9 protein-coding genes are annotated in these 12,180 nt (G+C 59.8%); 3 read left to right on the top strand and 6 right to left on the bottom strand.

Annotated features, from left to right (window positions below; translation table 11 throughout):
* Positions 1 to 64: 64 nt before the first annotated feature.
* Positions 65 to 1,306, top strand: coding sequence for a hypothetical protein (locus HMPREF2787_RS00980; protein ID WP_016422149.1), 1,242 nt, complete (start codon positions 65 to 67; stop codon positions 1,304 to 1,306).
* A 29-nt stretch (positions 1,307 to 1,335) separates the two neighbouring features.
* Here HMPREF2787_RS00980 and HMPREF2787_RS00975 read toward each other — a convergent pair whose 3' ends face one another.
* On the bottom strand, positions 1,336 to 2,565 hold the full coding sequence (locus HMPREF2787_RS00975) for an adenosine deaminase (protein ID WP_016422148.1): 1,230 nt from the start codon (positions 2,563 to 2,565) through the stop codon (positions 1,336 to 1,338).
* A gap of 156 nt (positions 2,566 to 2,721) precedes the next feature.
* On the opposite strand from HMPREF2787_RS00975, the gene HMPREF2787_RS00970 reads away from it, so the two are divergent.
* A complete protein-coding gene (locus HMPREF2787_RS00970; protein WP_193394157.1) occupies positions 2,722 to 3,972 on the top strand; it encodes a D-alanyl-D-alanine carboxypeptidase family protein in 1,251 nt (416 codons plus the stop codon).
* Here HMPREF2787_RS00970 and HMPREF2787_RS00965 read toward each other — a convergent pair whose 3' ends face one another.
* The 3 genes from HMPREF2787_RS00965 to HMPREF2787_RS00955 form a co-directional block, all read right to left on the bottom strand.
* On the bottom strand, positions 3,973 to 4,998 hold the full coding sequence (locus HMPREF2787_RS00965; protein ID WP_016422146.1) for a YhjD/YihY/BrkB family envelope integrity protein: 1,026 nt from the start codon (positions 4,996 to 4,998) through the stop codon (positions 3,973 to 3,975).
* Positions 4,999 to 5,060: 62 nt separating this feature from the next.
* Complete coding sequence (trpS, locus tag HMPREF2787_RS00960; RefSeq protein ID WP_049171954.1) at positions 5,061 to 6,116, bottom strand: tryptophan--tRNA ligase; 1,056 nt, start codon at positions 6,114 to 6,116, stop codon at positions 5,061 to 5,063.
* Positions 6,117 to 6,212: 96 nt separating this feature from the next.
* Positions 6,213 to 6,644 carry a hypothetical protein gene (locus tag HMPREF2787_RS00955; protein ID WP_016422144.1) on the bottom strand — a complete coding sequence of 144 codons (432 nt, stop codon included), beginning with the start codon at positions 6,642 to 6,644 and terminating at the stop codon, positions 6,213 to 6,215.
* A gap of 190 nt (positions 6,645 to 6,834) precedes the next feature.
* On the opposite strand from HMPREF2787_RS00955, the gene HMPREF2787_RS00950 reads away from it, so the two are divergent.
* Positions 6,835 to 9,522: a DUF6541 family protein gene (locus tag HMPREF2787_RS00950; protein ID WP_070439067.1), complete on the top strand. Its 2,688-nt coding sequence runs from the start codon at positions 6,835 to 6,837 to the stop codon at positions 9,520 to 9,522.
* Positions 9,523 to 9,550: 28 nt separating this feature from the next.
* Here HMPREF2787_RS00950 and HMPREF2787_RS00945 read toward each other — a convergent pair whose 3' ends face one another.
* Both HMPREF2787_RS00945 and HMPREF2787_RS00940 read right to left on the bottom strand, forming a co-directional pair.
* Complete coding sequence (locus tag HMPREF2787_RS00945) at positions 9,551 to 10,507, bottom strand: exodeoxyribonuclease III (RefSeq protein ID WP_016422142.1); 957 nt, start codon at positions 10,505 to 10,507, stop codon at positions 9,551 to 9,553.
* A gap of 43 nt (positions 10,508 to 10,550) precedes the next feature.
* Positions 10,551 to 11,861 (bottom strand): MFS transporter, encoded by a 1,311-nt coding sequence (locus tag HMPREF2787_RS00940; RefSeq protein ID WP_016422141.1) that lies wholly within the window; start codon positions 11,859 to 11,861, stop codon positions 10,551 to 10,553.
* Positions 11,862 to 12,180: the final 319 nt, after the last annotated feature.

The raw sequence follows: 12,180 nt of genomic DNA, 5'->3' as shown, positions 1-12,180 counted from the left end.
TGCAGGTATGACAATTTTTGAGTTTTAATAATCACCGACAAGCAGAAGGGCTGCGACGAAAACTATGGCCAGGAAAGGCATCGTTCCTATCGAACTCGAGCTGACCTCGGGCACCTTTTACACGTTGTGGGCTCCAAGCTGGCGTGAGGGTGGCTCCGAGTGGCAGGCTCTGCTCGGCCGCGGTGATGACATCTATTTGTTCTCATCGGCGGCAAAGCTCCTGGCTTTCCTACAGTCGGATGCTCCTCACGACTTCACGCAGCACCCCAGCTGGCGCAACTTCAACCAGCAGCTACCGGGAGCTGCCATCGCGGCGCCACGCCACCGCTATGACCTGATTGGGCTGCCAGAGATTCTGGCCGGCCGGGCCGACTACGACCATGTTTCGCGCGCTGATCGCATTCTTGCCATCACTCGCTCGATTGGTGCGATCGCGGATCTCACTCCGATCAACCAGATGTTCGCCTCTCACTCTGTCCTGGCTGCCACGCAAAATGGTGCTGATCACTTCCAGGGCAGTGGCGCCGCTCAGTGGTCGGCTATCGGTAATGTCATCTTGACCAACTGGGACAATTGCATTGACGCTATCGACGCCATCGGCGCAAATACTCCGAGCATCGATGAAGAGTCTGAAACCGCTGCTGCAGCCGCATTAAAGGAGGCGGAGGCCGCGGAGCGTGAGCGTCGTGAAGCGGCGGAGAAGAAGCGCGAAGAGGAAAAGAAGTCCGCAGAGGAGACCGCCGGCGATCCGTACGATCAGACGGTGTGGGCCAACGCTGGCATCGACCCGATCAAGATCTCCATCGCTGGCCGCACGCTCTACACCTTGCGTTGTTACATGGGACGTCGCCCGCTATTCCTGGGCAGCGCCGGTGAGATTCACACGTTCTCACAGCCCCGCACGATGGTGCGTTGGCTGCTGGAGCACAAGCATCACGACATGTCGGCGCTGACGACGTGGGATGAAATCATCACCGCGGCCAACGCAGGTGAACTGGAGGCCGTAGTGCACGAGGACAATGAGTACTCGTTTACCGGTCTGGCCGAGGACATTGAAAAGGGCCCGAACGCCGTGGACACCGCCCAGCTCGCCCGCGCGTACGAGCTACTCGCAGACGCCGCTGACTGGGCTGGAGATGATGCCGTGAACGAGGTACTGGCGGGCAACCAGCAGCTGCAGTGGCTGCTGAACTTCCTGCTGGACACCGGAGAAATGTCCGAGCCAGTTCCGCCTTACGACGATGAGGCCGAGGGCTGGAGGCAGCTGGAGAAGGACTTGGCCGCTCGGTTCACGACCAAGATCTAGCTCCTCCCAGCAAAGCTGGCCGGCGCTGGCTAGTCCAGCGTCAGGTTCAGCTCATCTTCGGCACCGAAACCCGCACCGTTGACATCAGTTTCGATGTCCTCGTCGCTGTTGTCGATAAGCTGCAGGTAAGCGGGGTAAATAATGGTGTCCATGATGTGCTCGCGGGTCGGCAGATCCACGAATGCATTGTTTAGCGCATTCGAGGTCAGTTCGAACAGCTCGCTGTAGCCGTAACCGAAGTTCTCCACCAACTCCATGCACTCCCGGGTCATGGAAGTCGCACCAATCAGACGGTTATCCGTGTTGACCGTGCAGGCGAAACTCATATCGTCGAGAAGCGAGAACGGGTGATCCGCAACGCTGTCACAGACACCAGTCTGAACGTTGGAGGTCGGGCAGATTTCCAGCGGAATCTGGCGGTCACGAATAGCGGAGGCAACCTCCTGGCATTCGATGCCCTCGAGGGAAGCACCGAAGTCCTCGTAGATGCGCACGCCGTGACCCAGGCGGCGAGCACCTTGCACGACAGCGTCCTGCAACGAATCCACACCGGCGTCTTCACCTGCGTGAATGGTGACCGGAATGAGGTTTTCCCGCAGCATGGTGAATGCTTCGGCATGGTTAGCCGGTGGGAAGCCGTTTTCCGGTCCAGCGATGTCAAAACCGACAACGTACCCGTCGGAGTTCTTCCCGTAGTTGTCGATGACCAGCTGTGCGACTTCCTTGGAATTGTCATTCTGGCGCATCGCACAGACCAGCAGACGTGCGGTGATGTGCTTTCCCTCAGCGGCGGCATGGGCTTCACCCTGCGCCAGGCCTTCGACCAGCGCGTCGATGACAGCCTGCATATCCAGGCCCTTTTCCAAATGGTTTTCCGGAGCCAGGCGCAGCTCAGCGTAGACGACGTTGTCGGCGGCCAGATCCTCGACGGCCTCACGCGCCACGCGCGTCAGCGACTCAGCGGTCTGCATGACGGCGCAGGTGTGCGCGAAGGCGGTCAGGTAGCTCGGCAACGAGCCAGAGTTGCCGGTATCAATGAACCACTTCTCCAGTTCATCCACGTCGGTGGTGGGCAACTGATCGGTGTAACCGCAGTCCGCGGCCAGGTCGATAACGGTCTGCGGGCGCAGGCCGCCATCGAGGTGATCGTGAAGCAGTACCTTGGGCAGGCTGGCGACAACCTTGCGCATCTCATCGAGATTCGATGCCGAAGACTGTGTGTCCAGAGACTGAGCATCACTGTGCAAAGAATTAGTCATAATGGCCAGACTATCGGTATTGTGCCCTCCGCTTCTACTTCACTGCCGGTGAATCGTAATTCTGCTTTGTACAAAGGCTTCCGCTCCCCCGTTTTCCCCCATCCACACACGACGAATACGTCATTTCGGGTGACGTTTTACTACCCTTATCTCATCATGTTTCCCTCTCGCCGCTTCTCATCTGCCGTTACGCTGCTAGCTACCAGCGCTCTGCTTCTGCCGAGCACCGCCCCCGCAGCCATGGCGCAGAGCACCTCGCTTACCGACGACGCCCCGATTGTCGGTCCCGCACCTGATATCCGTGACACGGAGGGCTGCCCCTACAAGACCTTTCCACCAGCACCAGTGGATTCCTCTGAGGTTCCGGCTCCCGGCGAAACATCTCCCGCTCCACTTCCGGTTCCTCAAAAGCCGGCTGGAGGTAGCAAGATGTCCGCCTGCGGCATTGTCAGCGGTGAGGGGTTTGACGTTCCGAAGGACCTCTCCGCCTCTGCATGGACGGTGTTCGATTTGAAATCCGGCGATGTCCTTGCGGCGAAGGACCCGCACGGCCGCTACCGTCCGGCATCGATTATTAAGGTGCTGCTGGCGATGGAGGCAATCGAGAATTTGAAGCTCGACACCCCAGTCAAGGCGACCTTCGAGGACGCGAACATGGAGGGCTCTCGTGTCGGCATCGTCGAGGACGTGAACTACTCGGTAGAAACGCTCCTGACTGGTCTGTTGCTTAACTCCGGCAACGACACCGGCCACGCCTTGGCTCGCGAACTTGGTGGCATGGATAAGACCACAGAGAAGGTCAATGCCCTGGCAAAGAAGTTGGGGGCGACGGATACGCGAGTGGTCAACCCGACTGGTCTCGATGCTCCGGGACAGATGACGTCGGCATACGACATGTCACTGTTCTTCCAGCACGCATTCAACAATGAGACCTATCGCAAGCTCTCGGCCACCCGCCTGGCCACCATCCCCGGAGACAAGGCTCTCGAGGTCGATGACTTCGAAATCGCCAACGACAATCAGCTGATTGCCCAGGACTACCCCGGCGCCCTTGGAGGCAAGACTGGTTTTACCGACGATGCCCGTCACACCTTCGCTGGGGTGGCTGAGCGCGATGGCCGTCGTCTCGGCGTCATCGTTCTCGACGTCACTGTGGAGGATTCACCGCGCCCCTGGGAGCAGGCGGCATCGCTTCTCGACGCCGGCTTCGCGGCACCGCAGGACAGCTCTGTCGGTGTCCTCGAAGCGGAAGCGACTGAGGATAAGTTGGTAGAAAAATTGCCCGATATCCTGGACAACGAGTCAACAGGAACCGGGCTAAAAATTACTGTCAGCGCTGCCATCGTAGGTGTCATCGCATTGATTGCGATGGTCACCTACCGCTTCGGCAGACGCGATCGCGGCTAATTATTTCGAACCGAGCAGGCGGTTCAATCCGGACGGGTTGGCCGCTTCCGCACGGACGTTAATGACAGCAGGAGCAGGTGCATCCAGCTCCTCGTCGGCAAGCGCTTCTTCGGTCGTCGCCGTCCAGGCGGTGGCGTACATAGTGATGCGCCAGATGAGGTAGAAAACGACCATCAAACCGATGACCGGACCGAAAACTGCACCGGCCGGGTTCGACAGGGCGTTGGAGAAGAAAACGCTACCGAGCTGCTTGACAACCTCAAGGCCAATCGCACCGATAATCGCACCCTTTGCCGCAGAGCGGAACGGGGCGCCCCCGCGCGGCAGGAAAGCGAGCATCCAGAAGAACAGCAGCCAGTTGGCAACGAGACCAATGGCGATGGCAATCAATCCCGCAATAATTGTGATTCCCGGGACATGAGCCAGACCAATCTTGTCCAGCAGGGACTGGGTCAGTCCGGAAGAGCCGGCTGCGGTGACAGCGAAGGTCAGCAGGATCATAACCAGCATGCCCAGCAGACGCAGCAGGTCGCGAACCTTTCCCACCACGAAGTTGCTAGCGCCCAGCGGGCGCTTCCACAGCTGTGTCACTGCGTTGGAGAGGTTGCCCATCCAACCAAGACCCGACCACAGGGTGGCAATGAAACCGACGGTGAAGACGCCACCTGCCTGATCGATCGCGCCTTCGATAATTGCGTTGATGGTGTCGCCCATCGACCCATCGATGGAGTCGGTGATAGCGGACTGGATTTGCTCAAGCAGCTGCTCATTGCCACGCAGCACAAGCGCGAGGATGGCAAATGCCGTCATGATTAGGGGGAAAATCGACAGCACGGAGAAGTACGTGACAGCGGCGGCAAAAAAGTTACCGCCCTGCTCGGAGTAGCGCTCCTGCATCCGCATAACGTGATCGAACCACGCCCACTTTTCGCGGAGGCGGTCGATTGCGCTCGGTTCATCGGCGTGTACACGCTCGATGCCATAGCGGTCCGTTCTCTTCGGATCTTTTTGAGTAGAGGTTGCCATGTCCCCTACCTTAACGTGCCAGCTTTCGGTACGGAGACTGAAGCGCAGAGTCTACAGCTGAATTAACGGTTGGCGGCCTTCAGGAACCCGACTCGCTCGTACACATCTGCAAGTGTCTTGGCGGCAACTTCACGGGCACGGTCAGCGCCTTCGGCCAGGATCCGTTCCAACTCACCACGATCGGCCATGAGCTCCTCATAGCGTGCACGCAGTGGCGTGGTGAATGCCTCCAGCGCATCTGCGGTATCAGCCTTCAGCTGGCCGTAGCCAGCGCCTTCGTAGCCGGCAACGAGCTCGTCGACAGGCTTGTCGGTCAACGCCGACTGAATGACCAGCAGGTTGGAAACGCCCGGCTTGTTCTCACGGTCGAAGCGGATCTCTCCGTCATTGTCGGTAACGGCCGAGCGAATGCGCTTGGCGGAGACCTTCGGGTCGTCCAAGAGGTTAATAATGCCCTTCGGATTTGCACCCGACTTGCTCATCTTCGAGGTCGGATCCTGCAAGTCGTAAATTTTCGCGGAGCCTTCCATGATGTGTGGATCCGGCACCACGAAGGTCTTCTTGTAGCGGGAGTTGAAGCGCTGCGCCAGGTTACGCGTCAGTTCGAGGTGCTGGCGCTGATCCTCCCCCACCGGCACCAGCTGTGGGCGGTAGAGCAAGATGTCGGCAGCCATCAACATGGGGTACGCGAACAAACCAGCGGAGGTATGTTCCGCGCCCTGACGAGAGGACTTGTCCTTGAACTGCGTCATACGGCTGGCTTCACCAAAGCCAGTCAAGCAGGTCAACACCCATCCGAGCTCCGCGTGCTCGGGCACATGCGACTGCACGAAGAGCACCGACTTCTCCGGATCAATACCGAGTGCAATCAGCTGTGCGGCACCTGCGATAGTGCGCTGACGCAGCTCCTTCGGATTCTGCTCGACAGTGATGGCGTGCAGGTCTGGAATGAAGTAGTAAGCGTCGAAGTCATCCTGCAGATTAATCCAGTTCTTCAATGCACCCAGGTAGTTGCCCAGGTGGTAGGAATCTGCGGTCGGCTGAATGCCGGACAGAACGCGCTGCTTACGAGCACTCGGTGCAGGATTAGTTGCCTCAGGACCCTTGCTTTCACTCATAGCCAATAAGTCTAGCGCGAGGCCCGCAGTTGAGAGTCGACGACGTACCCGTTTCGACAACACCACGGGCTTTTGCAGGAAACCGACTGCCAAAAGCTAGCCCCGACGCCCCTCGTCCCCCTGCTCCACAAGCATTCGATCGGATAGCAATTTGACGGTGCGCGCCGCAGCGGCTGGCGATTCCTCGGGGTACAGTGCGCGCACCAACGTGATCGCTGGGCGAATGCCGTGTTCAGAGAGAACACGGCGAACACGCTCACGCTCCCCCTGGGTCAACTCGAGCGGGGCTACGGGTGGCCTACGGGTGTAGGACACGACCATCACGGCTCCCAGCAGAACAATGAGTCCGAGGGAAATCCACAGTGGCCACGCGTAGGCAAAAGACAGCACGATAAACGCAACAATGACACCGGAAGTCACGACCACTGGGACATTGACAGCAGTGCCAGGGTCGTTCTGCAGACTCCGTGCGATGGCTTCCAAATCGGCCATCTGGTGCCGCTTGTTATCGCTCTCGCCGTTTTTCACTGGGGATGTCCTCTCCTTTCCTGGTCCGCACCGAGCTCGCTTCAAGTCCCGCGCAGATTCGCGCTTGGGTTTTACAGCGGCTGAAGTCCCATCAGTCCTTCTTCAAATCTTAGGCGCTCGCGTCCCAAGTGCCGAACTAACCCACAGGTATTATTGGACTAATTCAATTCTCTTATCCGTCAGGAGTCCCATGCTCGCTGCCATTGCGGTTGCCGTCTTCATCCTGCTGGTCCCAGGCGCAGTTCTCGGTTGGGCCAGTGGGCTACGTCCCACGCTCGCGTTGGCATCTGCCGGCCCATTAATGCTGGGTGTGACCGGTTTTTCCGCATGGTTGTCTCACGCGCTCGGGCTGGATTACACCTGGCTCTTCGTGGCCGGCATGTGGGCATGGTTCTGTGCTATTGGCTATCTGGTGCGCAGATTCGTCCCCCGAGCAACGCCCGAAGACGGCTTCGATTCCGGCGTTGTCACCGCGATGATTGTCGTCGGAGTTACGGTAGTCGGCTCGATGCGCGCCATGCTCGTGCTTAACGACGTCCCTGGCGGCCCCGGCGCTATCCGCGAAGCCTGGGACATGCTCTGGCATACCAACTTCCTCCGGTTCATTGACGAGCATGCAATAGCCTCGCCCACCGCGGCCGGTGACCTGATGAATCAGGAGACCGGGGCCGAAATGTTCTACCCCACCGGCTGGCATGCCATGGCGGGGCTGCTGCCCGGCTCGGTCTTCCTCGATTCCAACGTGTTTGCGTTCTTGGCCCCGGCGCTGCTTGTTCCCGCAGCAACTGCGGTGCTAGCCCGCACCGCAGTTGGTCCTAAGTGGGCGGCCTATGCCGGTCCCGCAGCTGCCGTCGCGACGCTGATGCTTCCGGAGATTTGGGTGGCCCTTTGGCGCACCTCCTCCATGCCGTATCTGCTCGCGGTGGCCGCTTTGCCGATTGCTGCGGCTTTGACCATGCGGGGCTATATTGTCCCCGCTGCGCTTGCCCTGGTCGGCACGTTTATCACCCACCCGGCCGGCGCAATTGCTGCCGTGCTCTTTGTTGGCTTGTGGTTGATTACCCAACCGAGCGTCAGTGGCCTAGTTCGCACGCTAATTATCGGCGCGCTCGCCCTGGTGATGACTCTCCCGGCAGCTTTGTCCGCGAGGGGGCAAGGCGAATCCGTTGCGGGCTTTACCGGCCAAATTGAGATTTCCCGCTCCGAATCACTGTGGCGAACTCTGATTGGGTTTTCCCGCTATGCTGACGAGCCCATCTTTTCCCGGACTGTTCTGGTTCTTGTGCTCATCGGCCTGGTGGTGGCGCTTGTCTCTCGCCTGCCAGACAGCCCATGGGCTCCGTGGCCGGCACTGGTTTTCGGGCTGCTCTTTGTGGTGTCCGATAGTGCGCAGTCCCGTTGGTCTGAGCCGTTCGGCACCTATCTGAAGTTTATTGGCACTTTCTTCTACGACATGCCGTACCGCATGCAGGCGGTTATGGGAATTCTGCGCGCAGTGCTGGTCGGCTACGCAGTCGCGGCTGCCGTTGTCGGGATTGTGGCTGCGGCGCAGTGGATCGTCGCAAAGCGAGATCAGCCGACCAAGTCGTGGAATCCCGCGCTGGCGATGGGGCTCGTAGCGGCACTGGCGATTGTGCCTGCGACCTGGGCGAGTGGGCCTGCTCAGCGCGAGGCAATTCGCCAGAGTTTCGGAAGCACGTTTGTGACCGCTGCGGACATGGAAGCTATTGATTGGCTGTCCGCACAGCCGCATGCGTTTGAGGGGCATATTCTCAATGACCGTCGTGACGGTTCTGCGTGGATGTATGCCATCGCCGGACTGCCGACCCTGTTCCGCCATTTCTCCTTCTCCGACAAAACTGCCGAGGCGAGCAACAAGCTGCCGATAAACGTTGACCTGCTGGGCTCACATCCAGAGTTCGATGCCATGGCGAAGAAATTGGGAGTGCACTACATCATTAGTTCCCCGCCGGGTGTGAACACGGATGGCACGGAGGCGCTGTCGATGCGTTCCTGGGCATGGCACGCGCCGGGGCTCACGCCTGTGTATCACGACAGTTCGGTGATGATTTTCGCGGTCAACAAGATGTTTTCACCTGAAGAGTTGCACGCTGTTGTCAACAGTTCCCCACACCGCCCGGCGCGCCCCAATCCGCTGTGGATGCCTCCGCGCCAGCCAATCGTCCCCTCCCCCGACGAGGCTGTCGATCCGCTCGCCGGCGCGCGCATCACCGTCGACTCTCGCCGCGAGGCCATCGAGGCTATCAACGCCGACCTGCCTCGCGCGCTGCGTTTGAGTGGGGATACTTCCGCTCACATCGACAGCATCGTGCAACGCGCCAGCGACAAGCTCCGTCAGCGCGGCGCAATCGTTGGCGCGCATTCGCTTGCCGACGACACGGCGAGCGCAGCCACCGTAATCGTCGGTCGCTCATCAGAGGGCCAGACTCTTTCTGGGGATAACATCGGCGATCGTGGCTTTTCGGTATCCGCTGTGGTGAAGTCTCTCGAACCTGAGGACGATGCTCCTGCCGATTGGCAGTTGGCGGCGGGTGTGCGCGACGGAATGGTGTACCGAGGTTTCAATCCGCACAGCAGTTACAGCACAAACGGGGTGCCAACCGAGTTTCGCACCGGCCTGGCGCCGGCAGTGGCGGTGAACCAGAGTTCGCGGCCACATGCGCCGACAATTGCGCTATCGCTGGGAGCGGTGGGCGCTGAAAAACTCACCCGCGATTTGGCCGACCCCGCTATGCAGGACAAATGGGCCGACGCCATCGTTGACGGCATCGCCTCGATGTTGCGGCAGAACCGGCATCTCGTAACTGCTCCCGAGCCTGAGATAATCCCAGAGTTCGCTGACGTCGGAGCACACTAGTCCACTCGGGGTTAGGCGTATGCCGGGTTTAGGCGTACTCCACGATCACCGGCGCGTGGTCCGTCCAGCGAAGGTCGTAGGCGGCAGGCTTATCCACTACCGAGCTGACGGCACGCTTGAGCATTGGTTCGGTTACCGCCTGGTAGTCGATGCGCCAGCCGGCATCGGTATCGAACGCCTTACCGCGGTAGGTCCACCAGGACCAGGGGCCGTCGGCCTCTGGGTGCAGACGGCGAGTGACATCAAACCACACCGGATCTGCATTGAGCTTCGGGGCCTCCCACACAGAACCATCGGAGAAGGCACCGGATTCCAGCTCCTTGTCGCTGGCCTGAACCTGCGAATCCTGGGGAACCTCATCGGGCCAGCAGCCGAAGACCGAGTCCATCCAGGCACGCTCCTGCGGTAGGAAACCGCTCTTGCGGCGGTTGGTCTTCCAGTTCTTCAAATCCTGTTCGCGGTGGCAGATGTTCCAATCGCCGCCGATAACTGCGTGGTGACCGTCGCGCCCCTTGGCACCCAGTTCGGCCAGGTAGTCGGAGAAGGCATCGAGGAAGCGGTACTTCTCATCCTGCTTCTCGCTCAGGGCAGCACCAGAGGGCAGGTAGAGGCTGGCAATCTGGACATCCACATCCAGGCCGGTGTCCGCTGCCGGGGCAACACCACTGATAAACCGACCGGATTCTTCGAACTCCTCGGAGCCGATGCCCACCTGGACGTCGTTAAGCGGAAAGCGCGAGAGAATGCCCACGCCGGCGCGCCCCTTTGCACCCAGGTTTTCAGCGCCGACCCAATGCCATCCGGCATCGAAAGCGGGCGCGAGGGCCTTGCGTGCCTGGTCGTCGGTGGCGCGGACTTCCTGCAGCAAAACGACATCGGAACTGGTGTGCTTCAGCCACTCCAGCAATCCCAGATTGGTTTCGCTGCGCTCCTTGACGGCGGCGCGGATGCCGTTGACATTGATTGTCGCGATTGTAAGGCTCATGCCCTCATACGTTACCTATGCGTGCACTACGCCTTGAAGACCCCTAGCGCAGTTCGATGCGCTCGGCCTTCTTCGCCTGTGAGCGGCGGTAAAGAACAATGGTCGGCAGAGCGATGAAGATAGCCAACATCGCCAACGTCGCGCCGCCCAAAGCCGGTGCGCGGTAGCCATAACCGGACGCAATGACCCAACCACCGAGCGCCGCTCCGAATGCGTTGGCCATGTTCAATGCGGCCTGGTTGAGTGCTGCCGCCAGCGTCTGTGCGCGACCGGCGACATCCATCAGACGGGTCTGCAGATTAGGCACCAATACCGATCCCAGCAGACCGATAAGGAGGAAGTTGATCGTGCCCAGCACAGCATTCTGTGAGGTGAAGTAGAAGACGCTGAGCATGATTACCATCAGCACCAGCGCAACCATGATGCCCCACTCCCCGATGCGGTCGGAGAGCCAGCCACCGATGTAAGTACCGACAACCATGCCGATGCCGTAGGCCATCAGCACAATCCAGATGTGGTTTTCGCTCATGCCCGCTTCGCGAGTCATAGTCCAGGTGATGTAGGTGTAAACCGCGAACATGCCGCCGAAACCAACGGTGCCAATCGCGACGGTCAGCAGCACCTGCGGTGTCACCAGAGCCGAGAGCTCATCCATCGGACGTGTCTTCGGCATGCGGTTCATATGCGGCACGGCGAACCACAGCGAAACAAATGCAATCAGCCCGATGACCGCGACAAACGCGAAGGCGCTGCGCCAACCGTAAATCTGTCCCAGCACCTGCGCGGCCGGCACACCAATCACAGTCGCCACCGACAACCCCACGCCCGACAGAGCCACCATCTTGCCGCGCTGTCCCGGCTTAGCCAGGGAGGCCGCCACCAGCGCCGCCACCGAGAAATACGCGCCGTGCGGCAGACCGGCAATGAAGCGCGAGACCATGACCGCTTCGAAAGAGCCCAGTGTGCCTGCCCAAACCGTGGCACCATTGCCGATGGTAAATGCCGCCATCAGCAGCAGGAGCATGCGCCTGCGCGGAATCGAGCCGGTCAGCACGGTAATTAGGGGTGCGCCCACGACAACACCGAGTGCGTACATCGAAATCATGCGCCCTGCGGCATCCTCATCACGTCCGAAGGCATCAGCGATGTAAGGCAGCAGGCCCATGGCCACAAACTCGGTAACGCCGATGCCGAATGCACCGACCGACAGAGCCACAATCACCAAGATTCGGCGTAGATCAGAGATGTCGTCCTGCACCGGAACAGGACGGCGATGCGAGCTAAACGCTCCCGCACGACGCGCACGCGGTTTGTGGTCGTCGTTGTGGGTTGTTACTTCGCTTGACGACGTCATTGCGACCGTCTCCTTTTCTCTTCTTACGCCAGTTGGTGGACTCTCAGTTCCCCTCGACTTTCGACCCAAGACGGGCTCGCAAAACCGTGAGGGGAGCCGCAAGGGAAAAATGAGACTCTACTCCGCAACACAAAAATTTCGCTATTTAATCCGCCTGTTCCCCGGGTATTTGTGCGCGGAATAACATCTGCGGCCATTAGTGGAAGTCGCTCACTCAAGTTCTTCCCAATGCATTTTGTAATCGGCATTGTTTGCCGAGGACTACGAATTCCCTTCGAGCGTGACGGACTTCCTACCATCGAGCGCTCCGGGTCTTCGA

The sequence above is a fragment of the Corynebacterium sp. HMSC061H03 genome (genome assembly GCF_001838215.1).
Lineage (GTDB): Bacteria > Actinomycetota > Actinomycetes > Mycobacteriales > Mycobacteriaceae > Corynebacterium > Corynebacterium jeikeium_D.
This window is presented reverse-complemented; position numbering and strand designations above follow the sequence as displayed.

What these genes read in the sequence shown, in the direction of transcription:
- HMPREF2787_RS00980 (WP_016422149.1), top strand. Translation starts at nt 65, where the DNA reads ATGGCCAGGAAAGGCATCGTTCCTATCGAACTCGAGCTGACCTCGGGC.
- HMPREF2787_RS00975 (WP_016422148.1), bottom strand. Translation starts at nt 2,565, where the DNA reads ATGACTAATTCTTTGCACAGTGATGCTCAGTCTCTGGACACACAGTCT.
- HMPREF2787_RS00970 (WP_193394157.1), top strand. Translation starts at nt 2,722, where the DNA reads ATGTTTCCCTCTCGCCGCTTCTCATCTGCCGTTACGCTGCTAGCTACC.
- HMPREF2787_RS00965 (WP_016422146.1), bottom strand. Translation starts at nt 4,998, where the DNA reads ATGGCAACCTCTACTCAAAAAGATCCGAAGAGAACGGACCGCTATGGC.
- trpS (WP_049171954.1), bottom strand. Translation starts at nt 6,116, where the DNA reads ATGAGTGAAAGCAAGGGTCCTGAGGCAACTAATCCTGCACCGAGTGCT.
- HMPREF2787_RS00950 (WP_070439067.1), top strand. Translation starts at nt 6,835, where the DNA reads ATGCTCGCTGCCATTGCGGTTGCCGTCTTCATCCTGCTGGTCCCAGGC.
- HMPREF2787_RS00945 (WP_016422142.1), bottom strand. Translation starts at nt 10,507, where the DNA reads ATGAGCCTTACAATCGCGACAATCAATGTCAACGGCATCCGCGCCGCC.
- HMPREF2787_RS00940 (WP_016422141.1), bottom strand. Translation starts at nt 11,861, where the DNA reads ATGACGTCGTCAAGCGAAGTAACAACCCACAACGACGACCACAAACCG.